Genomic DNA, 23,588 nt, shown 5'->3' with positions numbered 1-23,588 from the left:
CCAGCTGCACATCGCTCACCGGTCGACGCCTCCCATCACAGGGTCGATGGACGCCACGGCGACGATCACGTCGGCGACCTGGCCGCCCTCGCACATCGCCGCCACGGACTGCAGGTTGGTGAAGGACGGGTCGCGGAAGTGCACCCGGAACGGGCGGGTGCCGCCGTCGCTGACCATGTGCACGCCCAGCTCGCCCTTGGGCGACTCGACGGCCGTGTACGTCTGCCCCGGCGGGACCCGGAACCCCTCGGTCACCAGCTTGAAGTGGTGGATCAGGGCCTCCATCGAGGTGCCCATGATCTTCTTGATGTGGTCGAGGGAGTTGCCGAGCCCGTCCGGCCCCAGCGCCAGCTGCGCCGGCCAGGCGATCTTCTTGTCCTCGACCATGACCGGTCCCGGCGCCAGCCGGTCCAGGCACTGCTCGACGATCCCCAGCGACTGGCGCATCTCCTCCAGCCGGATCAGGAAGCGGCCGTAGGCGTCGCAGGTGTCAGCGGTGGGGACCTCGAAGTCGTAGTTCTCATAGCCGCAGTACGGCTGGGACTTGCGCAGATCGTGCGGCAGCCCGGTGGCCCGCAGTATCGGTCCGGTCATGCCGAGCGCCATGCAGCCGGCCAGGTCGAGATAGCCGACGTCCTGCAGCCGGGCCTTGAAGATGGGGTTCCCGGTCGCGAGCTTGTCGTACTCGGGCATGTTCTTGCGCATCTTCTTCACGAAGGCGCGCACCTGGTCGACCGCCCCGGGCGGCAGATCCTGGGCGAGCCCGCCGGGCCGGATGTACGCGTGGTTCATCCTCAGGCCGGTGATCAGCTCGAAGATGTCCAGGATCATCTCGCGGTCACGGAAGCCGTAGATCATGATGGTGGTCGCACCGAGCTCCATACCGCCGGTGGCGATCGCCACCAGATGCGAGGAGAGCCGGTTGAGCTCCATCAGCATGACCCGGATGACCGAGGCCCGGTCCGGCACCTGATCCTCGATGCCCAGCAGCTTCTCGACGCCCAGGCAGTACGCGGCCTCGTTGTAGAAGGGCGTCAGATAGTCCATGCGGGTCACGAAGGTGGTGCCCTGCGTCCAGTTCCGGAATTCGAGGTTCTTCTCGATCCCGGTATGCAGATAGCCGATGCCGCAGCGGGCCTCGGTGACCGTCTCGCCGTCGATCTCCAGGATCAGCCGGAGCACGCCGTGGGTGGACGGGTGCTGCGGCCCCATGTTGACGATGATCCGCTCGTCGTCGGCCCGGGACGCTGCGGCCACGACCTCGTCCCAGTCACCGCCGGTGACGGTGTAGACGGTGCCTTCGGTCGTCTCGCGCGTGGAGGCGGAGGAGGCGGAGGGGGTTGCGTGGGTGGCAGACATCAGCTGTACGACCTCCGCTGGTCCGGAGCCGGGATCTGGGCGCCCTTGTACTCGACGGGGATACCGCCCAGGGGATAGTCCTTGCGCTGCGGGAAGCCCTGCCAGTCGTCGGGCATCATGATCCGCGTGAGCGCGGGATGTCCGTCGAAGACCAGGCCGAAGAAGTCGTACGCCTCGCGCTCATGCCAGTCGTTGGTCGGATAGACGTCGACGATCGACGGGAGGTGCGGGTCGCTGTCGGGGACGCTCACCTCCAGCCGGATCAACCGGTTATGGGTGATCGAGCGCAGGTGGTAGACGGCGTGCAGCTCACGCCCCTTGTCGCCGGGGAAGTGGACGCCGCTGACGCCCGTGCACAGCTCGAAGCGGAGCGCCGGGTCGTCGCGCAGGGTCCTGGCCACCGTCGGCAGATGCTCGCGCGCGATGTGGAAGGTCAGCTCGTCGCGGTCCACGACGGTCTTCTCGATCGCGTTCTCCGGGACCAGCGACTGCTCTTCGAGCGCGCCCTCGAGTTCGTCGGCGACTTCGTCGAACCAGCCCCCGTACGGCCGGGAGGCCGCGCCGGGCAGCCGTACGGGCCGCACCAGGCCGCCGTAGCCCGAGGTGTCGCCGCCGTTGTTGGCGCCGAACATGCCGCGCTGGACGCGGATGGGCTCGCCCTGGTCGCCGCGGCTGCCGGGCAGGTTCTCGGCGTTGAGGTCCTTGTCGGGGTTGACCCCATTAGCCTCAGTCAACGCAGCAGCCCCTTCATCTCGATCGTCGGGAGCGCCTTGAGCGCCGCTTCCTCCGCCTCGCGGGCCGCGCGCTCGCGGTTCACGCCGAGCTTCTCCTCGCGGATCTTCTGGTGCAGCTTGATGATCGCGTCCAAGAGCATCTCGGGCCGCGGCGGGCAGCCGGGCAGATAGATGTCGACCGGGACGATGTGATCGACGCCCTGCACGATCGCGTAGTTGTTGAACATGCCGCCCGAGGAGGCGCACACGCCCATCGAGATGACCCACTTCGGATTCGGCATCTGGTCGTAGACCTGCCGCAGCACCGGGGCCATCTTCTGGCTGACCCGCCCGGCCACGATCATCAGATCGGCCTGTCGGGGCGAGCCGCGGAAGACCTCCATACCGAAGCGGGCCAGGTCATAGCGGCCGGCGCCGGTGGTCATCATTTCGATGGCGCAGCAGGCGAGCCCGAAGGTGGCCGGGAAGACGGAGGACTTTCGCGCCAGTCCCGCCGCCTGCTCCACGGTGGTCAGCAGGAAGCCGCTCGGCAGCTTGTCTTCGATACCCATGGGACGGTTCTCCTCTCACTCAGTCCATTCCAGGCCGCTAGTCCCACTCCAGGCCGCCGCGTCGCCACACATACGCGTAGGCGACGAAGACGGTGAGCACGAAGAGGAGCATCTCCACGAGCCCGAACAGCCCCATGGCGTCGAAGGTGACCGCCCAGGGGTAGAGGAAGACGATCTCGATGTCGAAGACGATGAAGAGCATCGCCGTCAGGTAGTACTTGATGGGGAAGCGCCCACCGCCGGCCGGATGTGGCGTCGGCTCGATGCCGCATTCATAGGCCTCGAGCTTGGCCCGGTTGTAGCGCTTGGGGCCGATGATCGTGGCCATGAGGACCGAGAAGATCGCAAAGCCTGCCCCGAGGGCTCCCAGTACGAGGATGGGCGCGTATGCGTTCACCGTCCTCGCTCCCTTCAGTCGACGATGACTGGTTGGCGGACCACACGGACTGCGCGGACCGCACTCACGAAGATCGCGCACATGTGAGGCAGTTCACAAGCCCGTTTCGCTGCATCCTATGCCCGCCGGTATGTGATCTGCGACACGGGGTGCAACAACGTCTTTGTGATCTCCACCACCTGACGAAGGATCATGAAGTCGGATGAGAAGTGATCTTGCACTCGAAGCATCCGATCGATCACGAGACGTGACATACGGATCCGTCGCCACAGGTGAGCGGCTTGCGCTCTTTACAAGCTATGGTACCTACACGCAAATTTGCGATGAACCCTTCCGTCTGATATGAGGCATCCATCCCGATGAGTGACCCGGTCGCGGACCGCGACGCCGTCACCCCGACCCGCCGCCGCCCCGCCGCCCCTTGATCGCTACTACGCGCTTTCGTTCACGAGCCGGGTTCGGGAGTGAGGTATCCCACCCCGCGAAAGGTTGTGGATCTCAATTTGACGGGAATCCTTGGTGCACCAGTCGGGTTGATGGTAGGCCGCACGGGAGCCCGCCAGGGCCGCCAAATGCCGTGCGTATGGGCATGATCGAAAAATTCGGACACGGCGCCAGGACCCCGGAACAAGATCGAGAACCCGCAATTTCAGACGTGTACACGTCAAATGTGGCGCACGCCACTTTTCTTGATCCCGGCCTACGACCCCTGATAGCCGTTGGACCCATGTCCCAGACCGCACACATACCCAGCCACCGGAAGCCCCGCCGTGCCGCCGCCCCCACGCGTGCACTCCGCACCGGGGTCACCGGTGGCTTTCTGACGCTCGCGGTCGCCGGCGCCGCCGCACCCGCTCTGGCCGCCGAGCCGGCCGCCGCCGAGACGACCCTCGAGATGCCGACCCTCGGCGACACTCTGGCGAGCACCGCGGCGCAGTCCGCCGACGCCACCCACCAGGCGGCCTTCGACTACCAGCTCCAGGCGCAGCAGGACCAGGCCGCCGCCAAGGCCAAGACCGCGGCGACGAAGGCCAAGGTCGAGGCCGACCGCAAGGAGCGCGAGGCCAAGGAGGCGGCGCGCAAGGCCGCCGCCCGCCGTGCGGCCCAGGAGAAGGCCGAGCGGGCGTCCCGCGCCGCCGAGCGCACCACCCTCTCCACCGCGACGTCCAAGGCCACGTCGAACGCCACGTCCACCGCGACGAAGGCGACCGGCAATGCCGCGACGGTGATCAGCTTCCTGAAGGCCCAGCTGGGCAAGGCGTACGTGCTGGGCTCCAGCGGCCCCTCCTCGTACGACTGCTCCGGCCTGACCCAGGCCGCCTTCAACCAGATCGGCATCAGCCTGCCGCGCGTGTCGCAGGACCAGTCCAACCAGGGCACCGCCGTATCGCTGGACAACCTCCAGCCCGGCGACCTGCTCTACTGGGGCGGCCGGGGCAGCGCGTACCACGTCGGCGTCTACATCGGCGACGGCAAGTTCATCGGCGCCCAGAACCCGAGCACCGGCATCGTCGAGCGCCCGCTGAGCTACGACCCGCCGACCGGCGCCGTCCGCCTCCTCTAGGCCCGGAGAGCCCAGAATCGCGAGCCGAGCAGAAATGGGGCCGCCTTCCCGTACGTCAGTCGGCGTCCGGGGCGGCGGCCTCATTCCGTACCGGCGTCAGGCGTGGGCCTATGCGTAGACCTTCTCCACGAACTCGGCGATCTGGGGTTCGGTGAGGTGGTGGGCCAGATCGGCCTCGCTGATGATGCCGACCAGCCGCTTGTTCTTGTCGATCACCGGCAGCCTGCGGATCTTGTTCTGCTCCATCTCCCGGAGCACATCGCTGACGTCCGCATCGGCCGGTATCCAGCGCGGCGTGCCCTTGGCCAGCTCCCCCGCCGTCGTCCTGGAGCAGTCCTTGCCCTCGGCGACACAGCCGACGACGATGTCGCGGTCGGTCAGGATGCCGCACAGCCGCTCGTTCTCATCGGCGATCGGCAGCGCCCCGACGTTCAGGTCCCGCATCAGCTGGGCCGCGCGGTCCACCGTCTGGGACTTGGGGATCCACTGCGCGCCCGGGTGCATGATGTCTGCGGCCTTGGTCATGGTGTGTCCTCCTGACGGCCCACCGCCGGCGGAACCGACCCGCGGGCCCGATCCGGTGTCACCGCGGCCGGCGCCACGGCGCCCCCCTCTCCTTCAATGTCACCACCGCCCCGGGCGCCTCGCGACCGGCGCCGCCCGCAAAGCCCTCCCGGCCGGCCCCGGACCCGACCCCGGCCCGCCCCGGCCTCCCAGCGGCGGCCTCCGGTGCCCGGTGCCAGACTGAGAACTGCCGGGGCGGCCACAGCCCCGCGGCGGCGCGGGATCCGGCCCCGGCGACCCCGGCTCACCAGGATCCGCCGAAGGAGCACACATGCTCACCACCGACTACGTCCCCGGCGCCCCCAACTGGCTCGACCTCGGCACTCCCGACACCGACACGGCCGCCGCCTTCTACACCGGCCTGTTCGGCTGGACTTCGGAGTCGGCCGGTCCCGAGGCGGGCGGCTACGGCTTCTTCAAGAAGGACCGCAAGACCATAGCGGCACTCGGCCCGCTCCACGAGGAGGGCGCGCGCCCCGCCTGGACGCCGTACTTCCACACCACCGACGCCTCGGGCACCGCCGCGCTGATCGCGGAGGCGGGCGGCACGGTGCGCACCGAACCGTTCGACGTCTTCGACGAGGGGCGGATGGCCCAGTTCACCGACCCCGGCGGCGCCCGGTTCGCCGTCTGGCAGCCCGGCAAGACCCAGGGCCTCGAAGCGGTCACCGAGCAGGGCACGTTGTGCTGGGTGGAGCTGCACACCGCCGACCCGGTCGCCACGATCGCCTTCTACCACACGGTGTTCGCCTGGACCGCCGAGGAGATGTCGTTCTCCGGCGGGACCTACACCGTGCTCTCCACCGCCGGGCCCGGCGGTGAGGGCTCCTTCGGCGGCATGGCGCCGCTCCAGCAGGGGCACGACGTCCCGCAGTGGCTGCCGTACTTCGAGGTGGCGGACTGCGACCAGGTTGTCGCCCGGGCCGAAAAGCTCGGCGCGTCGGTGCTGATGCCCGCCACGACGGCCGAGGACATCGGCCGTATGGCCTGGCTGGCCGACCCGGCCGGCGCGCATTTCGCCGTCATCACGAGCGCCAATCCGGCGACGGCCGCCTGAGCGGCTTGAACCGGCGCCCTCGCTATGCCTTCGGGGCCACCTTCGCCAGGCCGTTGATGATGCGGTCCATCGCGTCGCCGCCCGTCGGGTCGGTGAGGTTGGCCATCAGCTTGAGCGTGAACCGCATCAGCATCGGGTGGGTCAGACCGCGCTGGGCCGCCAGCTTCATGACCGTCGGATTGCTGATCAGCTTCACGAAGGCGCGGCCCAGCGTGTAGTAGCCGCCGTAGGTGTCCTTGATGACCTTCGGATAGCGCTGGAGGGCCAGTTCGCGGCGGGCGGCGGTGGCGCGGGCGTGAGCCTGGACGATGACGTCCGAGGCGATCCGACCGGATTCCATCGCATAGGCGATGCCCTCGCCGTTGAACGGGTTGACCATGCCGCCCGCGTCGCCGACCAGCAGCAGCCCCCGGGTGTAGTGCGGCTGGCGGTTGAAGGCCATGGGGAGGGCGGCGCCGCGGATCGGGCCGGTCATGTTCTCCGGGGTGTAGCCCCAGTCCTCGGGCATCGAGGCGCACCACGCCTTGAGCACCTCGCGCCAGTCCAACTCCTTGAAGGACCCGGAGGTGTTCAGCACGCCGAGGCCGACGTTGCTGGTGCCGTCGCCCATGCCGAAGATCCAGCCGTAGCCGGGCAGCAGCCGGTCCTGCGGGCCGCGGCGGTCCCACAACTCCAGCCAGGACTCCAGGTAGTCGTCGTCGTGGCGGGGCGAGGTGAAGTACGTACGCACCGCCACGCCCATCGGCCGGTCCTCGCGCCGGTGCAGCCCCATGGCCAGCGAGAGCCGGGTGGAGTTGCCGTCCGCGGCGACCACCAGCGGGGCGTGGAAGGTGACCGGCGTCTTCTCCACGCCGAGCTTGGCCTGGACACCGATGACCTTGCCCGTACGGTCGTCGATGACCGGGGCTCCCACGTTGCACCGCTCGTGCAGCCGGGCGCCGGCCTTCTGGGCCTGCCGCGCCAGCTGCTCGTCGAAGTCGTCGCGCTTGCGGACAAGACCGTAGTCCGGGTATGAGGCCAGCTCCGGCCAGTCGAGCTCGAGCCGCACCCCGCCGCCGATGATCCGCAGACCCCGGTTGCGCAGCCAGCCCGCCTCCTCGGAGACGTCGATGCCCATGGCGACGAGCTCCTTGGTGGCGCGCGGGGTCAGCCCGTCGCCGCACACCTTCTCGCGCGGGAACGCCGTCTTCTCCAGCAGCAGCACATCCAGGCCGGCCTTGGCGAGGTAGTACGCCGTGGTGGAGCCGGCGGGCCCGGCGCCGACGACGATGACATCGGCGGTCCGCTCCGTGGATGCGGTCTCGCTCACGCGGGTCTCCCGAAGGCTCGGTAACGGCGTGCCGGTCGCGCCGGGCACTGGACGGTTGCAGTCTATGTGGCGTGCTCCGGCGGATACGGAGGGCCACCCCTGGTCGTGCCTGCCGCGCATCCGGCTTGACGCCGCGATCGCCTGACGCCGCGGTGGCGACCGCTTGACGGCGCCAGTGGTTACGGCCTGACGCCCCGGTGGTTACGGCCTGACGGCGCCAGTGGTTACGGCTTGATGCCCCGGTGGAGCGCCACGATCCCGCCCGTCAGATCGCGCCAGGCGACCTTCGCCCAGCCCGCCTTGCCCAGCCGCGCGGCCAGACCGGCCTGGTCGGGCCAGGCCCGGATCGACTCGGCGAGGTAGACGTACGCGTCAGGGCTGCTGCTGACCGCGGTCGCGACCGGCGGCAGGGCGCGCATCAGGTACTCGGTGTAGACGGTGCGCAGCGGCCGCCAGGTGGGGTGGCTGAACTCGCAGATCACGATGCGGCCGCCGGGCCTGGTCACGCGCAGCAGCTCGCGCAGCGCGGCCTGGGTGTCCTGGACGTTGCGCAGCCCGAAGGAGATCGTGACGGCGTCGAAGACCCCGTCGGCGAAGGGCAGCCGGGTCGCGTCGCCCGCCGTGAGCGGCAGCCGCGGATGGCGCCGCTTGCCCTCCCGGAGCATGCCGAGCGAGAAGTCGCAGGGGACGACGTACGCGCCGGCGGCTGCGAACGGCAGCGAGGAGGTGCCCGTACCGGCGGCGAGGTCGAGCACGCGCTCACCGGGGCGCGCGGCGACGGCCCGCGCCACGGCCTTGCGCCACAGCCGGGCCTGCCCGAGCGACAGCACGTCGTTGGTGAGGTCGTACTTGGCCGCCACGTCGTCGAACATCGCGGCGACTTCGTGCGGCTGCTTGTCCAGGGATGCTCGGGTCACGCCCCCATTGTTCACCTGGCGTCGGCACGCCCCGCGCGGGGCCCCGCCCGTGTCGTTCAGCGGCGGTTCAGCGGCGGCGGTGCACCAGCCGGCCGGCCAGCACCGTGGCCACGCACTCGCCGTCCGCGTCGAAGGCCGCGAGGTCCGCCCGGCCGGTCTCGACCAGCGCGGACGGGCGCGGCCGGTCCAGGACGGCGACGCCGCCCCGCCGCGCGGCCGCCAGCAGCTCGGGGTCGGTGACCCGCGCCGCGACGACGGCCGTCGCGCCCAGCCGGAGCAGCGCGTGGATCCGCTCGCGCGGGCTGGGCGCGTCGGGCACCGGCGCGTCGTGGACCAGGCCCGGGCCCAGCGTGCCGGGCCAGTGGCGCACCCGGGCCCGCGGATACGCCCGGAGCAGCTCGTCCAGCGGCCCGACCGCCGCGATCCGGTCGCCGTCGACCGCGACGGCTGCGTCACGCAGCGGCGCCGCGTCGTCGGGGGTGAGCCGGACGAGGGGCGCCGCGTGGAGGGTGAGCATCAGAAGTGTCGTATCAGGAGGTTTATCGGCAGACCTATCAAGAGGCGTCTCAAGAGGCGTCGATCAGCTTGAGCTCCGGGTGGGCGGTGCCGCCCTCGATCGCCGTCGACGACAGATGCGAGACGACATGGTCGTCGACCGGGTCGTTCGCCGGGTCGTCGTGCACGACCAGGTGCTCGTACGTGGTGGCGCGCTGCGCGGGCACCCGCCCCGCCGTACGGATGAGGTGGAGCAGTTCCATCCGGTTGGACCGGTGCCGGGCGCCCGCCGAGGAGACCACGTTCTCCTCCAGCATCACCGAGCCGAGGTCGTCCGCCCCGTAGTGCAGCGACAGCTGACCGGCCTCCTTGCCGACGGTCAGCCAGGAACCCTGGATATGGGCCACGTTGTCGAGGAACAGCCGGGCGATCGCGAGCATCCGCAGGTACTCGAAGATGGTCGCCTGCGTCTGCCCCTTCAGGTGGTTGTTCTCGGGCTGGTAGGTGTACGGGATGAAGGCGCGGAAGCCGCCCGTACGGTCCTGCACATCGCGGATCATGCGGATGTGCTCGATCCGCTCGGCGTTCGTCTCGCCGGTGCCCATGAGCATCGTGGAGGTGGACTCGACCCCGAGGTTATGGGCGGTCTCCATGATCTCCAGCCAGCGCTCGCCCGACTCCTTCAGCGGCGCGATGGCCTTGCGCGGCCGCTCGGGCAGCAGCTCGGCGCCCGCGCCCGCGAAGGAGTCCAGGCCCGCGGCGTGGATGCGGCGGATCGCCTCCTCGGCCGAGACGCCGGAGATCCGGGCCATGTGCTCGACCTCGGAGGCCCCCAGCGAGTGGATCACCAGCTGCGGGAATTCCTTCTTGATGGCCGAGAAGTGCTGCTCGTAGTACTCCACCCCGAAGTCCGGGTGGTGGCCGCCCTGGAACATGATCTGTGTGCCGCCGAGTTCGACGGTCTCGGCGCAGCGGCGCAGGATGTCGTCGAGGTCGCGGGTCCAGCCCTTGGCGGTGTCCTTGGGCGCGGCGTAGAAGGCGCAGAACTTGCAGGCCGTCACGCAGACGTTGGTGTAGTTGATGTTCCGCTCGATGATGTACGTCGCGATGTGCTCGACGCCCGCGTAGCGGCGGCGGCGGGCCGCGTCGGCGGCGGCGCCGAGCGCGTGCAACGGGGCGGACCGGTACAGGTCGAGCGCTTCCTCCGGGGTGATACGGCCCCCGGCGGCGGCGCGGTCGAGGACGGCCTGAAGCGATGCGTTCTCGGTCACCGGGGCGTCCCTTTCGGCGGGTTGCGGACGGACTGCCCCAGCGTACGCCAGCCCTCACGGCGCTACGCCGAGGCCCCACGGTGGCCTCCGTGGTGACTTCCGTGGCGGCTCTGCGGCGGCCTCTGTGGCGGCTCCGTGGCGGCCCTTCAGCGGGGCGCGGAACGGGCGGTCAGTTCACCTTGCGCAGGGTGCCGCTCGGGTTGCCGCCCTCCTCGTCCGCCGTCTTGTAGCGCAGCGAGCCGTTGGAGGCGAGCGTGAACCGTTCATCGGACGAGCCGGTGCTACAGCCCGTCTGCCTCTCGTCCTTCTTGACCCGCGAGTCGAGGACCAGCGCGGTCGAGGTGGCCGAGACCAGCTTCCAGCTGCTGTCGCAGCGGAGCACCAACAGCTCGACCCTGCCACTGGCGACCCTGTCCCCCGGCTTTCCCTGGCGGATGGTGATGGTCAGCTCGCCCCCGGGAGCGCCGGAGTCGGTCGTCAGGTCGCCTTTCCAGGTCCCGAGGAACGCCTTGGGCACGCCCTGGCCGGGGCTGTCGCCGGCGTGGTCCGTCGCGCTGGGCCCCGGGCTCTTGGTCGCGGCGGAGTCGTTCTTGCCTTCGTCCCCGCCGGTGCCCGGCAGCACATGGAACACGACGGCCGCCGTCGTGGCGGCGGCCAGCGCGCCCGCGATCGACAGCACCAGCGTGCAGCTGAGCGCCTTGGGCCGCTTCCTGCCTCCGATGGCGGCGGACAGCGCGAACCTGCGCCCCCCGGCCGACTGTCCCTCGGCCGGCTGTCCCTCTGCCGGGGCGGGCGCGCCGGGAGCCCGGCCCTCCGGCGCGGCGGCCCGGGCCGGGCCGCCGTACGACGGGTCCGGCGGGCCGAACGCACCCAGGGGAGTGGCGGGCGTATGCGCCGACGCCGCCGGGGTCCCGGGAGCCGTGAGGATCACCGGGGCGGGCGGGGCCCCGGGGGTCTGCGGAGCCGCCGGCGTGGCCGCGGGGACGGCGGGCGCCGACGCGTCCAGGTCGAGGAGCTCCACCGCCCGCCGGCTCACCCGCTCGACCAGCGGCCCGGGCAGCCACCCCGGCCGCACCAGGTCCGAGGCGCCCCCGTCCGGGGCGAGGCGGCTGACGATCCGCTCCGGGGTGGGCCGGGCGGACGGGTCCTTGGCCAGGCAGGCGGCGACCAGGTCCCGCAGCTCCCCGGTCAGCCCGCGGCCGAGCCGGGCCTCCTCGTGGACCACCTTGTAGAGCAGCGCGGCCGAGCTGTCGCCCGGGAAGGGCGGCTCGCCCGTCGCCGCGTACGCCAGCACGGCGCCGAGCGAGAAGACGTCGGCCGCACCGTCCACGCCCTTGCCCAGGATCTGCTCGGGCGCCATATAGCCGGGCGAGCCGATCGAGGCGCCGGTCGAGGTCAGGGACACCGTGCCCTGCGTGGCCCGCGCTATGCCGAAGTCGATCAGGCGCGGGCCGTCCAGGGCGAGCAGCACGTTGGACGGCTTGACGTCGCGGTGGACCAGGCCCAGGGCGTGCACGGCGACCAGCGCCTCCGCCAGCCCCGCGCCCAGGGCCCGTACGGACGGCTCGGGCAGCGGCCCCTCGTCGGCGATGGCCTGGCTCAGGGACGGGCCCGCGACATAGCCCGTGGCCACCCACGGGACGCGCGCGTCCGGATCGGCGTCCAGGACCGGCGCGGTCCATTCCCCGCCGACCCGCCGCGCGGCCTCCACCTCACGGCGGAACCGGGCGCGGAACTCGTGGTCGAGCGAGAAGTGTGCGTGCACGACCTTCACGGCCACGGTCCGGCCGCCCGCGCTACGCCCCACGAAGACCCGGCCCATACCGCCCGAGCCGAGCCGGCCGAGCAGTCGGTATGCGCCGATGACCTGCGGATCCTCCGCTCCCAGCGGCTCCATCCCGTCGCTCCCCCCTCGCCTGCGCCGCTCCAGCTTAGGTCCTGCCCCTGACATACCGCCGGGAGCGGGACCCGATGCGCACCAAGCCGTTACACCGCTGCCCAGGGCGGTCGGACGGGCGTTCCAGGGCGCTCAGACAGCCATGTCGCCCGGTTCACCCGGCACGGGAGCCCAGGTCCGCCGGGCGCACCCGTACGTCGGCGGGGTAGCCGGCCACCGGGCCGGTGCGGCGCGCGAACTCGGCGATGCCCTCCAACTGGCGCTCGCCCAGGCTGAAGTCGAGGGTGGTGAAGTAGCGCTCCAGGACCGGCGCCTCCAGCGCCTCCCAGCGCGCCGCCTGCTCGGCGACCTTGGTGACCTCCACCAGGGACAGGTCCCGGGAGTCGAGAAACGCCTCGTGCACCTTGCTGACGATCTCCGGCTCCCGCTCCATGTACTCGCGGCGCGCCGCCCACACCGCGAAGACGAACGGCAGCCCGGTCCACTCCTTCCACATCTGCCCCAGGTCATGGACCTGGAGGCCGAGCTTCGGGGCGTAGTGCAGATTGGCGCGCAGCGCCGCGTCGCCGATCAGCACCGCCGCCTCCGCCTCCTGCATCATCAGGCTGAGGTCCGGCGGGCAGGTGTAGTAGTCGGGGGTGATCCCGTAGCGCTCGGCGAGCAGCAGCTGCGCCAGCCGTACGGAGGTGCGCGAGGCGGAGCCGAGGGCGACCCGGGCCCGGTCCAGCTGCTCGAGCGGCAGCTGCGAGACGATCACACAGGACATCACGGGCCCGTCGCAGCCGACCGCGATATCGGGCAGCGCCACCAGGTCGTCGGCGTTGCGCAGGAACTCCACCAGGCTGATCGGGCCGATGTCGAGATCGCCGCGGACCAGCTTGTCGTTGAGGGCGTCCGGAGTGTCCTTGGTGAGCTCGACGTCGAGCAGGGCGCCACTGGTCGCCAGGCCCCAGTAGAGGGGCAGACAGTTGAGGTACTGGATGTGGCCGACCCTCGGCCGGGTCCGGCGGCAGGGCGGGTGGGCACCGCCTGCGGCGGTCGTGGCGTCGTATGTACTCCGGGCGGGGGAACTCGGTGAATTGTCCACATACGGAGGCTAGCCCCGCGTGTCGCACACGGCGGCGGCGGGGGCCGCCGCAGGGCCGGGGCAGTCCGCTCCGACCTGGGGTCCTATCCAATCGGCTGACCAGGGAAACCCCTCGAATTCGTGATCTTCGGCTCCTTCCCCGCACACACGCAGCGTGCTAAGCTCGCCGCAAGTTGCAGTTTGGTTTCCTTGCAGTACAAAGCCTGCGGAGCATGTAACCGCGGGCTTTTGTAGATTTTCAGACTTCTTGCAGGTTCTGGAGCAGGGCAACCCTTTGGCCCAAGGAGGGCTTATGGCTACCGGAACCGTCAAGTGGTTCAACGCCGAGAAGGGCTTCGGCTTCATCGCCCAAGACGGCGGCGGCCCCGATGTCTTCGTTCACTACTCCGCGATCAACGCGTCTGGTTTCCGCTCCCTTGAGGAGAACCAGGCCGTTACCTTCGACGTCACCCAGGGCCCGAAGGGCCCGCAGGCGGAGAACGTCAGCGCGGCCTGATTAAGCAGTACCCAAGGAGCCCCGGCTTCCGCTTCGGCGGGGGCCGGGGCTCCTGCCTTGTTTTCGACCTTGAAATCTTCCCTATTCACTTAATCGTTTATTCACTTCAGATACCGGCACTGTTTTCTGTGTCATCCGCGTTCTTCACGTTCTTCGCGTTCTTCGCGTTCTTCGCGTTCTTCGCGTTCTTCGCGTTCTTCGCGTTCTTCGCGTTCTCCGCCGCGTACAGCGTCTCGATCTCCTCGGCGAAGTCCCGGGCGACCGCCGCCCGCCGCAGCTTCAGCGACGGCGTCAGATGCCCGGACTCCTCGGTGAACGACACCGGCAGCACGGCGAAGCGGCGGATCGACTCGGCGCGCGAGACCAGCTCATTGGCGTCGTCCACGGCGCGCTTGACCTCCGCGAGCAGCAGTTCGTCGGTGACCAGCCGACGGATCGGCACGGCCTGCCGCTGCGCCATCCGCCGCCAGTGCGCCAGCCCGTCCGGGTCCAGGGTGAGCAGCGCCGTCACATACGGGCGGTTGTCGCCGATCACCATGCACTGACCGACCAGCGGATGGGCGCGCAGCCGGTCCTCCAGCGGGGCGGGGGCCACGTTCTTGCCGCCCGATGTGACGATCAGTTCTTTCTTACGGCCGGTGATGGTCAGATAGCCCTCGTCGTCGAGCGCCCCGAGGTCACCGGTGGCGTACCAGGTCTCCGGGCCGCCCTCGGGCACGGCGCGCCCCAACTGCGCGTCCCAGTAGCCGGAGAAGACCTGCCCGCCGCGCAGCAGCACCTCGCCGTCCTCCGCGATCCGCACCGCGCTGCCGGGCAGCGGCCAGCCCACAGTGCCCAGGCGCGGGCGCAGCGGGGGTGTGACGGTGGCGGCCGCGGTCGTCTCCGTCAGGCCGTAGCCCTCGAAGATCTCGATGCCCGCGCCCGCGTAGAAGGCGGCGAGGCGGCGGCCGAGCGGGGAGCCGCCGCAGATCACGTAGCGCACCTTGCCGCCGAGCGCGTCCCGGATCTTGCGGTAGACCAGCGGTTCGTACAGCGCGTGGGCGGCGCGCAGCACCGGCCCCGGGCGGCTGCCGCCGCGCCGGGCCTCCTCGAGCGCCACGCCGTACCGCCGGGCCACCCCGGCGGCGCGGTCGAAGGCGCCGGCCCGGCCCATCCGCTCGGCCGTCGCCCGTCCGCTGTTGTGGACCTTCTCCAGCACATAGGGGATGGCCAGCAGGAAGGTCGGCCGGAATCCGGCCAGGCCCGCCAGCAGGTCCTCGGTGCGGAGGCTGGGGGCGTGGCCTAGCCGGACCCGGGCCCGGAGACAGCCGACCGCGATCATCCGCCCGAAGACATGCGACAGCGGCAGGAAGAGGAGGGTGGCGGCGGGCTCGTCGCTGACCGTTTTGAAGACCGGGTGGAGCAGTTCGATGGCGTTGTCCACCTCGGCGAAGAAGTTGGCGTGGGTGAGCGCACAGCCCTTGGGGCGGCCCGTGGTGCCCGAGGTGTAGACGATGGTCGCGAGGTCGCCTGGCCCCAGGCCGGCCCGCCGCCGCGCCACCTCCTCGTCCGGGATCGCCCGCCCGGCCGCGTCCAGCTTGGCGACGGCGCCCGCGTCGAACTGCCACAGATGGGCGAGGTCGGGCAGCTCCCGCCGTACGGCGCTGACCAGCCGCGACTGCTCCACGCTCTCGACGACGCAGGCGGCGGCGCCCGAGTCCCGCAGGATCCAGTGCGTCTGCGCCTGCGAGGAGGTGGGGTAGACGGGGACGGTGACCAGCCCGGCGGCCCAGGCGGCGAAGTCGAACAGCGTCCACTCGTAGGTGGTGCGGGCCATGATCGCCAGCCGGTCGCCGGGCCGCAGACCGTGCGCGATCAGCCCCTTGGCGCAGGCCAGCACCTCGGCGGCGAACGCGGCGGCGGTGACCTCCCGCCAGCTGCCGTCCGGGTTCACCCGGCTGAGGACGGGGTCGGCGGGGGCCTGGGCGGCGTTGTCGAAGGGGATGTCGGCCAGACTGCCGCGGGTGACGGGCGGGGCGAGCGGGGGGACGGCGGCCTGCCGTATCCGGCCGCCCGCGGCCTGCAGTTCGGGTGGGGTGAGGGCGGGCGCAGGGGTGGGCGCGGGACGTACTGACCGCTGTGGCATGACGACTCCTGACCCATCAGTAACGTTACTTCAGAGTAATCATCCTTTGATTCCCCCGGGAAGACCTGTGCGAGTGCGCCGGGTGGCGGTGCCTGTCTACGGTGATGCCCTCGGGCCGTACACCGACGAGGGGCAAGTGCCCATGGCGATACGCCTCCCCATACGTGTCCCCGTTCGCCTCCCTGTACGTCTCCCTGTGCGCCTTCTGACGACCGCGTCGCTGACGGTGGGGCTGTGCGCCGGACTGCCCGCTCCCCCGGCCTCCGCGGCCTGCGAGGACGCCCCGAACACCGCCGGATCCGTGGACGGTTCGGAGCTGACCTACGATCTGCACACCAAGTACACGGCGGAGTGGGACCGGGCGCGCGCCGCCTGGAACGCGCTGGGCAAGGTCGACGTCCGGCCGGATACGGGCACGGCGTACGCGGATGTGGACGCGAGCGACGTCGACCGCAGCGACGTCGGCTGGTCCGGTCTGTGGGAGCCCCACGACCTCGGCTCCGACGACATCGTCCTCAACGACCACTTCCTGAAGGACTACTCCGCGGAGACCAGGAACGGCGTGGTCACCCACGAACTCGGCCATGCGCTCAAGCTGGGGCACCACACCGCCACCGGCGCGGTCATGTACTGCGACGACACCCGCACCGCCATCACCCCGTCGGCCGACGACATCGCGGCCTACCGGGCCATCTGGGGGTGAACGGCGCCGTGTTCACCGAACTTCACCCCAGCGGAGCAGCGCGCACGGCGCATCCGAAGCGCAGGGCGCGCGCAGGAGCGCGCACCAAAGCGATCGCGCTCGGCTCGGCCCTCCTGGCCCTCGGCGGCGGCGCGGCCGCGTGGTTCACCGTCCCGTATGGCACCACCCACTACCACCCCACCTACGCGGTACGGCTCGACACCCCGGAATTCGCCTCCGGTTGGGCCGACGACGTGTTCATCGGCAAGGTCACGGCGCGCGAGGGACTGCGGCGTACGAACGGCGACCGGCTGCTGTGGACCACCTACCGGGTCGAGGTGCGCAAAACCCTCAAGGGCGAGGTCAGCGGCAGCGTACGGGTCGCCCAGGAGGGCGGCGACGACCCGCTGCGGCGGCAGCGGGTCGTGGTGGGCGAGGCCCCGGCGCTCGAGGTGGGCAGGACCTATGTCCTGGCCACCCGGCTCGCCCCGGACGGCTGGCACACCGCCCCGTCCAACTTCCACCCGGTGGACCTGTCCCCCGCCGAAGGCGGCTCGGACAGCGGCACCGATATGTCCACGGTGTGGGAGAAAGGCGTCGCGCACCCCACCGCCCAGCGGCATACGCACCCCTCGGCGGTCTCCCGGGCCAAGGACCCCTCGGCGCTGTACGCCAGGGCCCACATCGGCTGAGCGCCGCCCCTACGCCCCTACGCCCCTACGTGCTCGCCGGGCGACCAGCCCTCGCCCCGCAGCAGGTTGCCAAGACCCGCCCAGGCGAAGTTCATCAGCGTGGCCGCCGCCTCCTCGGCCGAAGGCCCTCCGCCCGCCCGGTCGCCCGCCCGGTCGCCCGCCCACTCGGCCAGCGACTCCGCCGCGCCCACCAGCGCATACGCGAGCCCGGCCGCCTCGCCACCGGTCATCCGGCCCGTCCGCGCCACCCCGCATCCGTTCTCCCGCACGGCCGCCCGGAGCAGATGGGTGACGAACTCGACGATCTCCGCCCGCATCGCGGCGACCTCCCGCGCGAAGGGATCGCCGTGCGTACGGGCCTGGACGTGCAGCAGCGCCCATCCGTCCGGGTGCTCGGCGGTGTGCGTGAAGAAGCCGTGCAGCCCGCTCCACAGCCGGCGGTCGGCGGGCGCGTCATGCTCGACGGCCGCCCGTATCGCCGCCACCAGCGAGTCGGCCTCCCGCCGGATGCACGCCGCGAACAGCTCGTCTTTGGAGTTCAGATACAGATAAACCAGCGGCTTGGAGACCCCCGCCTGCTCGGCGATGTCGTCCATGGAGGCGTTTCTGTAGCCGCGCCGCGCGAAGGTTTGTACGGCCGCGTCGAGCATCTGCTGCTCGCGCACCGCCCTCGGCATCCGCCTGCTCTTCGTCGCCCTGCCCACGCCGGCCGCCCCCCTTCGCCCCTGCCCGCCCGGCACCCCTCGGTCGCGGGGTCTCCAGGTCGCCTGGCCGCCGTCAAGCCTAAGGCTGGTGAAGACCCCTCACATCAGTTCCGGAAGATCAGGATCATGGTGTCACGCCCAGGGCCGCCCACAGCGCGACGGCGCCCACGACCGCCAGAGCCGTCATGGCCACCAGGATCCCCGCGACGCACCGGCACACCAGGCGCCGCCGCAGTTCGTCGTAGCGCGCCGTGTACTCGGCGCGCAGCTCCTCGCAGCGGTCGACGATGCGGCGCAGCATGCGCCGGGAGAGCTCGACGCGCTCCTCGGTGTACAGCCGGACCACCTCCTCGCGCTGGGCGGCGGTGAGCCAGGCCAGCCGCCCGGCGAACGCCTCGGCCTCCGCCCGGGCGTCGCCGAGCTCGCTCTCGCACAGCAGATAGCCCTCCAGCCGGGCGATGCCCGACTCGATCTCATAGGGATCGGGCACGTGTGCCTACGCCCGCTCGCGCTGCAACGACTCGGCGACGTCGGGGTGGTGCAGGTCGAAGGCGGGGGATTCGCTGCGGACCTTGGGGAGGGCGAGGAAGTTGTGCCGCGGCGGCGGACAGGAGGTCGCCCACTCCAGCGATCTGCCGTATCCCCAGGGGTCGTCCACGGTCACCTTCTCCCCGTATTTGGCGGTCTTCCAGACGTTGTAGAGGAACGGGAGAGTGGACATGCCGAGCAGAAACGCTCCGATGGTCGAGATGGTGTTCAGCCCGGTGAATCCGTCCGCGGCCAGATAGTCGGCGTAGCGCCGCGGCATTCCCTTGGCGCCGAGCCAGTGCTGGACGAGGAAGGTGGTGTGGAAACCGGTGAACAGCGTCCAGTAATGGATTTTCCCGAGCCGTTCGTCCAGCATTTTTCCGGTGAACTTCGGCCACCAGAAGTAGAATCCGCCGAACATCGCGAAAACCACGGTCCCGAAGACGACGTAATGGAAGTGGGCGACCACGAAATAGCTGTCACTGACATGGAAGTCGAGGGGTGGCGAGGCCAGGAGCACCCCGGTGAGCCCGCCGAACAGGAAGGTGACGAGGAATCCGATGGACCACAGCATCGGTGTCTCGAAGGACAGCGACCCTTTCCACATCGTCCCGACCCAGTTGAAGAACTTCACCCCGGTGGGCACCGCGATGAGAAAGGACATGAAGGAGAAGAACGGCAGCAGCACCGCCCCGGTGACGAACATATGGTGCGCCCACACCGTGGCCGAAAGACCGGCGATGGAGACGGTCGCGGCCACCAGACCCGCGTAGCCGAATACCGGCTTGCGGCTGAACACCGGAATGATCTCGGTGATCACCCCGAAGAACGGCAGCGCGATGATATAGACCTCGGGATGGCCGAAGAACCAGAACAAATGCTGCCATAGCACCGCACCACCGTTGGACGGGTCGTAGACCCGCGCCCCGAACTTACGGTCCGCCTCCAGCGCGAAAAGGGACGCGGCCAGCACCGGGAAAACCATGATCACCAGCACGCTGGTGAGCAGGACGTTCCAGGTGAAGATCGGCATCCGGAACATCGTCAGCCCCGGGGCGCGCATACAGATGATCGTGGTGATGAAGTTGACCGCGCCCAGGATCGTGCCGAACCCGGAGAAGGCGAGCCCCATGACCCACATATCGCCGCCCAGATTCGGCGAATTCACCTTGTCCGACAGCGGCGTATACGCGAACCAGCCGAAGTCGGCGGCCCCGTTCGGGGTGATGAATCCGGCCACCGCGATGAGCGAGCCGAAGAGATAGAGCCAGTACGCGAACATGTTCAGCCGTGGGAACGCCACGTCCGGGGCGCCGATCTGCAGCGGCATGATGGCGTTGGTGAAGCCCGCGAACAGCGGTGTCGCGAACATCAGCATCATGATCGTGCCATGCATGGTGAACGCCTGGTTGAACTGCTCATTGGAGACAAGCTGGGTACCCGGCCGCGCCAGCTCCGCCCGCATCACCATCGCCAGCAGCCCGGCGAAGAGAAAGAAGACGAAGGACGTCACCATGTACAAGTTGCCGATCTTCTTGTGATCGGTCGTGGTCAGCCAACTGATGATGACCGTGCCGACCCTGTTCCGGCTTTCCCGCTCGGGCTCCCGCTGCTCCGCCCGCCTCGCCTCTACCGCCATCGCTCCTCCACCCGACGCCCTATGCCCTACGCGTCCGACGTTCATAACGCGGCTGGGGCGGAAGAGGCGACTATGACCCTTTGGTGGGCGTGTGACAGGAGTGGTCTATAAAAGACCATGTGTGAGCAGTATGGGCGGAACCCAGGACTCCGCACATGATGCGAGCATGACAGCAAATCTGACGCGTCGTCACATTCTTGGTCTGGCCGCCCTGCGCGGCGCCGCGGCCCTCGGGCTCACCCGGATAGCCCTCTCCCCGGCGGCCGCCGCCGACCGCCCCACCCCCACGGCGAGCGCCGAATACGCCCCCGCCGTCGTCGTCGGCTCCGGCTACGGCGCGGCGGTCGCCGCCCTGCGGCTCGGCGAGGCAGGCGTGAAGACCCTGGTCCTGGAGATGGGGCGGCTGTGGAACGCCCCGGCCTCCGACGGCAAGGTCTACTGTTCGATGACCGCGCCCGACCGGCGCTCCATGTGGTTCAAGACCAGAACCGAGGCGCCGCTGGCCACCTTCCTGTGGCTGGACGTCATCAACAAGGACATCACGCCCTACCCCGGCGTCCTGGACCGCGTCCGCTTCCCCAACATGTCCGTCTACGTCGGACGCGGCGTCGGCGGCGGGTCGCTCGTCAACGGGGGCATGGCGGTCACCCCGTCCCGCGCGTACTTCCAGGAGGTGCTGCCCCAGGTCGACGCCGATGCGATGTACGCCACGTACTTCCCGCTCGCCAACCGCATGCTCGGCGCCGCCACCGTCCCGTCCGCCTGGTTCGAGTCCACTGAGTGGTACAAGTACGCCCGCGTCTCCCGCGACCAGGCGAAAACGGCGGGCCTGAAGACCGTCTTCGTCCCCAATGTGTACGACTTCGACTACATGCAGCGCGAGGCCGCCGGGACCGCCACCAAGTCCGCCCTCGCCCAGGAGGTCATCTACGGCAACAACTTCGGCAAGCGCAGCCTCGACAAGACCTATCTCGCGGCGGCCCTCGGCACGGGGAACGTCACCATCCGCACCCTCAGCCGCGCCCGCGCCATCCGCAGGGCCGCCGACGGCACGTACGTCCTGACCGTGGACCGCCTCGACGACACCGGCGCCGTCGTCGGCACCGACGAGATCTCCTGCCGCTCGCTCTTCCTCGGCGCGGGCAGCCTCGGCACCACCGAGCTCCTGCTGCGCGCCCGCGAGACCGGCACCCTGCCCGCCCTGAGCCCGCAGATCGGCCGCGGCTGGGGCGGCAACGGCAACGTCATGCTCGGCCGCGCCAACCACATATGGAACCCGACCGGCGCCAACCAGTCGACGATCCCGGTGATGGGGATCGACGACTGGTCCAACGCCACCAACCCCGTCTTCGCCGAGATCGCCCCGCTCCCGGCCGGCACCGAGACCTGGGCCAGCCTCTACCTCGCCATCACCAAGAACCCCGAGCGCGGCACCTTCACCTACGACGCGGCCAAGGACGCCGCCGTCCTGAACTGGACCGGCACCCAGAGCGCCCCCTCCGTCGCCGCCGCCAAATCCCTCTTCGACCGCCTCAACTCCGCCAACGGCACCATCTACCGCTACGACCTCTTCGGCGACACCCGCGCCTTCGCCGCCGACTTCTGCTACCACCCCCTGGGCGGCTGCGTCCTGGGCCGCGCCACGGACGCGTACGGCCGGGCCGTCGGCTACGACAGGCTGTACGTGACCGACGGCTCGCTCATCCCGGGCTCGATCGGCGTCAACCCCTTCGTGACCATCACGGCCCTGGCCGAGCGCACCATGGCCCGCGTCCTGGCCGAGGACGGCGTGGGCTGACGGGTCACCGCCACTCCTACGGCCGCGCGGGCCCTTGGGAGCGCGGCAGCGGGTCGAGACCGTGCCGGCGCTCGCCCAGGACCCGCGCGCAGACCTCGGCCTCATCGGCCGGACCGAAAACGCCCCCGGAGACGGCTTCGGAACCAGCTGTCGGGAGGGCCGCGGACCTGCGGCGGGCCACGGCGGCGTCGGTGTCCTCGACCACCAGATCGGCGTTGATCGCCGCCGCGGCCTGGAACCCGGCCGCCTGCGCGACCGGGACGTTGGCCAGCAGGTCGGTGACGTTCCCCGCCGCCCACACCCCGGCCACCTCGGTGAGCCCGCTCGCGTCCGACGGCACATACGTCCCGACCCCCATGGGATGCTCCACCGCGCTCAGCCCGAGGCCCGCCAGGACCTCGCCGCGCGCCACCATCCGCGTCGCCACCACCAGGGCCTCCACCGGCACCCGCCGCCCCGAGGCCAACCGGACCCCGGCCAGCCGGTCCGCCACCACCTCGAGACCCGTCACCTCGCCGTCGACCACGGCGATCCCCCGCGCGGCCAGCCGCTCCCAGTCGTCCTCGGCCAACTCGGCACCGGTGTGCAGAAACAGCGTCACCCGATCCGACCACTGCCGGAACAGCAACGCCTGGTGCACGGAGAGCGGACTGACGGCGAGCACGCCGATGGGCGCGTCGCGGACCTCCCAGCCATGGCAGTACGGGCAGTGCAGCACATCCCGCCCCCACCGCTCCCGCAGCCCCGGCACCTCCGGCACCTCATCCACCAGCCCGGTCGTCACCAGCAGCCGCCGCGCCCGGAAGCGGCGACCGCTCCCGGCCTCGACGACGAAGCCGCCCGCCACCCGCCGGGCGCAGACCGCCCGATCGGACACGACCTGCCCGCCGTACCCGGCCACCTCCTCCCGGCCGATCCGCAACAGCTCCAGCGGCGATACTCCGTCGCGCGACAGCAGCCCGTGCGCCCCCGCGGCGGGCGCGTTGCGCGGCTCACCGGAGTCGATCACCACCACGGACCGCCGGGCCCGCGCCAGCGTCAGCGCCCCCGACAGCCCGGCGGCACCCCCTCCGACCACCACGACATCGAACTCTTCGGAAATCTTGTCTTCAGAAACCTTGTTCACGCTCATACACCCACCGTGCGCGCCGCATGCCAGAACGGCCAGCTCTCTTGCCAATCCAGCAAAGTTCACCCGAGCAGCCCAGCAGGCGTGAGCCTCAGGGGGCCTTTACCGTGAAGGAGCAAGCCGCCGAACGCGTGGGGATTCCCGTGGTCAGCGGGGGCGCGCATCGGCTCCGTACAGCACTGGAAGGCGATACGGACATGGCCGCAACATCGGAAACGCCCGTTCTCGACACGCTCGCCGCCATGACAGTCGACTCGATCGACCGCTGCAGCCTGGACGACCGCACGCTCATCCTCACCCGCCTCGCCGCGCTCGTCGCCATGGACGCACCGGGGATCTCCTACCTCGCCCACGTCGATCCCGCGGTCAAGGCCAACCTGACAGCCGAGCAGCTGCAAGACGTTCTCGTCGCGATCGCCCCCGTCGTGGGCACGGCGCGCGTCATGTCGGCCGCGAGTCACATCACCAAGGCGCTCGGCTTCACCATCGCGTTGGCCGAGGCCGATGCCGCGGCGATAGCCGAGGCCGACGCCCGGCACCGGAGCAAGTCCTGAGCGCATAAAACGCGTCGCCCCGCTCTCGGCCGAGAGCGG

At 70.3% G+C, this 23,588-nt stretch carries 23 protein-coding genes; 7 read left to right on the top strand and 16 right to left on the bottom strand.

The genetic code is table 11. The features are described 5' to 3' along the window. Positions 1-15: 15 nt before the first annotated feature. The 4 genes from ACWDSL_RS17300 to ACWDSL_RS17285 are packed head-to-tail and all read right to left on the bottom strand — an operon-like array spanning position 16 to position 3,041. The gene (locus ACWDSL_RS17300) at positions 16-1,359 is read right to left on the bottom strand and encodes an NADH-quinone oxidoreductase subunit D (protein ID WP_450486156.1); all 1,344 of its coding nucleotides are present in this window, start codon (positions 1,357-1,359) and stop codon (positions 16-18) included. Beyond that, complete coding sequence (locus ACWDSL_RS17295; RefSeq protein ID WP_450486154.1) at positions 1,359-2,093, bottom strand: NADH-quinone oxidoreductase subunit C; 735 nt, start codon at positions 2,091-2,093, stop codon at positions 1,359-1,361. The genes ACWDSL_RS17300 and ACWDSL_RS17295 overlap by 1 nt, the downstream gene beginning before the upstream one ends. Then, complete coding sequence (locus ACWDSL_RS17290; protein WP_385613702.1) at positions 2,090-2,644, bottom strand: NuoB/complex I 20 kDa subunit family protein; 555 nt, start codon at positions 2,642-2,644, stop codon at positions 2,090-2,092. Before ACWDSL_RS17290 ends, ACWDSL_RS17295 begins: the two co-directional genes overlap by 4 nt. A 37-nt stretch (positions 2,645-2,681) precedes the next feature. Further along, on the bottom strand, positions 2,682-3,041 hold the full coding sequence (locus ACWDSL_RS17285) for an NADH-quinone oxidoreductase subunit A (protein ID WP_089509764.1): 360 nt from the start codon (positions 3,039-3,041) through the stop codon (positions 2,682-2,684). A 727-nt stretch (positions 3,042-3,768) separates the two neighbouring features. On the opposite strand from ACWDSL_RS17285, the gene ACWDSL_RS17280 reads away from it, so the two are divergent. Next, positions 3,769-4,605, top strand: a complete 837-nt coding sequence (locus ACWDSL_RS17280; RefSeq protein ID WP_450486152.1) for a C40 family peptidase — start codon at positions 3,769-3,771, stop codon at positions 4,603-4,605. 108 nt (positions 4,606-4,713) lie between these two features. Here ACWDSL_RS17280 and ACWDSL_RS17275 read toward each other — a convergent pair whose 3' ends face one another. After that, positions 4,714-5,130 (bottom strand): CBS domain-containing protein, encoded by a 417-nt coding sequence (locus ACWDSL_RS17275; RefSeq protein ID WP_014178679.1) that lies wholly within the window; start codon positions 5,128-5,130, stop codon positions 4,714-4,716. 310 nt (positions 5,131-5,440) lie between these two features. On the opposite strand from ACWDSL_RS17275, the gene ACWDSL_RS17270 reads away from it, so the two are divergent. Continuing rightward, positions 5,441-6,226, top strand: a complete 786-nt coding sequence (locus ACWDSL_RS17270; protein ID WP_450486150.1) for a VOC family protein — start codon at positions 5,441-5,443, stop codon at positions 6,224-6,226. Between the two features lie 22 nt (positions 6,227-6,248). Here the strand turns inward: ACWDSL_RS17270 and ACWDSL_RS17265 are convergent, their stop codons facing one another. The 6 genes from ACWDSL_RS17265 to ACWDSL_RS17240 all read right to left on the bottom strand — a co-directional run bounded on the left by ACWDSL_RS17265 (position 6,249) and on the right by ACWDSL_RS17240 (position 13,202). After that, entirely contained in the window at positions 6,249-7,655 is a 1,407-nt protein-coding gene (locus ACWDSL_RS17265; RefSeq protein ID WP_450486148.1) for a geranylgeranyl reductase family protein, read from the bottom strand. A 104-nt stretch (positions 7,656-7,759) separates the two neighbouring features. Beyond that, the gene (locus ACWDSL_RS17260; RefSeq protein WP_450486146.1) at positions 7,760-8,452 is read right to left on the bottom strand and encodes a demethylmenaquinone methyltransferase; all 693 of its coding nucleotides are present in this window, start codon (positions 8,450-8,452) and stop codon (positions 7,760-7,762) included. 67 nt (positions 8,453-8,519) lie between these two features. Then, on the bottom strand, positions 8,520-8,969 hold the full coding sequence (locus tag ACWDSL_RS17255; protein ID WP_450486144.1) for an imidazolonepropionase-like domain-containing protein: 450 nt from the start codon (positions 8,967-8,969) through the stop codon (positions 8,520-8,522). Positions 8,970-9,018: 49 nt separating this feature from the next. Then, entirely contained in the window at positions 9,019-10,218 is a 1,200-nt protein-coding gene (mqnC, locus tag ACWDSL_RS17250; protein WP_450486142.1) for a cyclic dehypoxanthinyl futalosine synthase, read from the bottom strand. 169 nt (positions 10,219-10,387) lie between these two features. After that, the gene (locus ACWDSL_RS17245; protein ID WP_450486140.1) at positions 10,388-12,115 is read right to left on the bottom strand and encodes a protein kinase domain-containing protein; all 1,728 of its coding nucleotides are present in this window, start codon (positions 12,113-12,115) and stop codon (positions 10,388-10,390) included. Positions 12,116-12,269: 154 nt separating this feature from the next. Then, positions 12,270-13,202: a menaquinone biosynthetic enzyme MqnA/MqnD family protein gene (locus ACWDSL_RS17240; protein ID WP_450486138.1), complete on the bottom strand. Its 933-nt coding sequence runs from the start codon at positions 13,200-13,202 to the stop codon at positions 12,270-12,272. Positions 13,203-13,494: 292 nt separating this feature from the next. Between ACWDSL_RS17240 and ACWDSL_RS17235 the strand changes: the two genes are divergently transcribed. Then, on the top strand, positions 13,495-13,698 hold the full coding sequence (locus ACWDSL_RS17235; RefSeq protein WP_014178671.1) for a cold-shock protein: 204 nt from the start codon (positions 13,495-13,497) through the stop codon (positions 13,696-13,698). Positions 13,699-13,804: 106 nt separating this feature from the next. Here the strand turns inward: ACWDSL_RS17235 and ACWDSL_RS17230 are convergent, their stop codons facing one another. Then, a complete protein-coding gene (locus tag ACWDSL_RS17230) occupies positions 13,805-15,823 on the bottom strand; it encodes an AMP-dependent synthetase/ligase (protein ID WP_450486136.1) in 2,019 nt (672 codons plus the stop codon). Between the two features lie 196 nt (positions 15,824-16,019). On the opposite strand from ACWDSL_RS17230, the gene ACWDSL_RS17225 reads away from it, so the two are divergent. Beyond that, positions 16,020-16,526: a matrixin family metalloprotease gene (locus tag ACWDSL_RS17225; RefSeq protein ID WP_450486134.1), complete on the top strand. Its 507-nt coding sequence runs from the start codon at positions 16,020-16,022 to the stop codon at positions 16,524-16,526. A gap of 8 nt (positions 16,527-16,534) precedes the next feature. Further along, positions 16,535-17,197, top strand: a complete 663-nt coding sequence (locus ACWDSL_RS17220; RefSeq protein WP_450486132.1) for a hypothetical protein — start codon at positions 16,535-16,537, stop codon at positions 17,195-17,197. Between the two features lie 17 nt (positions 17,198-17,214). Here the strand turns inward: ACWDSL_RS17220 and ACWDSL_RS17215 are convergent, their stop codons facing one another. The 3 genes from ACWDSL_RS17215 to ctaD form a co-directional block, all read right to left on the bottom strand. Next, a complete protein-coding gene (locus tag ACWDSL_RS17215) occupies positions 17,215-17,874 on the bottom strand; it encodes a TetR/AcrR family transcriptional regulator (protein ID WP_450486209.1) in 660 nt (219 codons plus the stop codon). Positions 17,875-18,025: 151 nt separating this feature from the next. Further along, the gene (locus ACWDSL_RS17210; protein ID WP_450486130.1) at positions 18,026-18,391 is read right to left on the bottom strand and encodes a hypothetical protein; all 366 of its coding nucleotides are present in this window, start codon (positions 18,389-18,391) and stop codon (positions 18,026-18,028) included. 6 nt (positions 18,392-18,397) lie between these two features. Then, entirely contained in the window at positions 18,398-20,068 is a 1,671-nt protein-coding gene (ctaD, locus tag ACWDSL_RS17205) for an aa3-type cytochrome oxidase subunit I (RefSeq protein WP_450486128.1), read from the bottom strand. A 166-nt stretch (positions 20,069-20,234) separates the two neighbouring features. Between ctaD and ACWDSL_RS17200 the strand changes: the two genes are divergently transcribed. Next, on the top strand, positions 20,235-21,866 hold the full coding sequence (locus ACWDSL_RS17200; RefSeq protein WP_450486126.1) for a GMC oxidoreductase: 1,632 nt from the start codon (positions 20,235-20,237) through the stop codon (positions 21,864-21,866). Positions 21,867-21,882: 16 nt separating this feature from the next. Here the strand turns inward: ACWDSL_RS17200 and ACWDSL_RS17195 are convergent, their stop codons facing one another. Further along, positions 21,883-22,998 carry an NAD(P)/FAD-dependent oxidoreductase gene (locus ACWDSL_RS17195; protein WP_450486124.1) on the bottom strand — a complete coding sequence of 372 codons (1,116 nt, stop codon included), beginning with the start codon at positions 22,996-22,998 and terminating at the stop codon, positions 21,883-21,885. Positions 22,999-23,192: 194 nt separating this feature from the next. Here ACWDSL_RS17195 and ACWDSL_RS17190 point away from each other — a divergent pair, with 194 nt between their 5' ends. Next, positions 23,193-23,549: a carboxymuconolactone decarboxylase family protein gene (locus ACWDSL_RS17190; RefSeq protein ID WP_450486122.1), complete on the top strand. Its 357-nt coding sequence runs from the start codon at positions 23,193-23,195 to the stop codon at positions 23,547-23,549. Positions 23,550-23,588 lie beyond the last annotated feature (39 nt).

The organism is Streptomyces sp. NPDC000941, from assembly GCF_053599555.1.
The sequence above is the reverse complement of the archived record's forward strand: the minus strand, read 5'-3'. Positions and strand labels throughout refer to the sequence as shown.

Excerpts from the sequence above, each read along its gene's own strand:
- ACWDSL_RS17290 (WP_385613702.1), bottom strand. The coding sequence starts at position 2,644 with ATGGGTATCGAAGACAAGCTGCCGAGCGGCTTCCTGCTGACCACCGTG.
- ACWDSL_RS17275 (WP_014178679.1), bottom strand. The coding sequence starts at position 5,130 with ATGACCAAGGCCGCAGACATCATGCACCCGGGCGCGCAGTGGATCCCC.
- ACWDSL_RS17195 (WP_450486124.1), bottom strand. The coding sequence starts at position 22,998 with ATGAGCGTGAACAAGGTTTCTGAAGACAAGATTTCCGAAGAGTTCGAT.
- ACWDSL_RS17235 (WP_014178671.1), top strand. The coding sequence starts at position 13,495 with ATGGCTACCGGAACCGTCAAGTGGTTCAACGCCGAGAAGGGCTTCGGC.
- ACWDSL_RS17270 (WP_450486150.1), top strand. The coding sequence starts at position 5,441 with ATGCTCACCACCGACTACGTCCCCGGCGCCCCCAACTGGCTCGACCTC.
- ACWDSL_RS17280 (WP_450486152.1), top strand. The coding sequence starts at position 3,769 with ATGTCCCAGACCGCACACATACCCAGCCACCGGAAGCCCCGCCGTGCC.
- ACWDSL_RS17265 (WP_450486148.1), bottom strand. The coding sequence starts at position 7,655 with ATGCGCGGCAGGCACGACCAGGGGTGGCCCTCCGTATCCGCCGGAGCA.
- ACWDSL_RS17190 (WP_450486122.1), top strand. The coding sequence starts at position 23,193 with ATGGCCGCAACATCGGAAACGCCCGTTCTCGACACGCTCGCCGCCATG.
- ACWDSL_RS17230 (WP_450486136.1), bottom strand. The coding sequence starts at position 15,823 with ATGCCACAGCGGTCAGTACGTCCCGCGCCCACCCCTGCGCCCGCCCTC.
- ACWDSL_RS17245 (WP_450486140.1), bottom strand. The coding sequence starts at position 12,115 with ATGGAGCCGCTGGGAGCGGAGGATCCGCAGGTCATCGGCGCATACCGA.
- ACWDSL_RS17200 (WP_450486126.1), top strand. The coding sequence starts at position 20,235 with ATGACAGCAAATCTGACGCGTCGTCACATTCTTGGTCTGGCCGCCCTG.
- ACWDSL_RS17215 (WP_450486209.1), bottom strand. The coding sequence starts at position 17,874 with ATGCCGAGGGCGGTGCGCGAGCAGCAGATGCTCGACGCGGCCGTACAA.
- ACWDSL_RS17300 (WP_450486156.1), bottom strand. The coding sequence starts at position 1,359 with ATGTCTGCCACCCACGCAACCCCCTCCGCCTCCTCCGCCTCCACGCGC.
- ACWDSL_RS17255 (WP_450486144.1), bottom strand. The coding sequence starts at position 8,969 with ATGCTCACCCTCCACGCGGCGCCCCTCGTCCGGCTCACCCCCGACGAC.
- ctaD (WP_450486128.1), bottom strand. The coding sequence starts at position 20,068 with ATGGCGGTAGAGGCGAGGCGGGCGGAGCAGCGGGAGCCCGAGCGGGAA.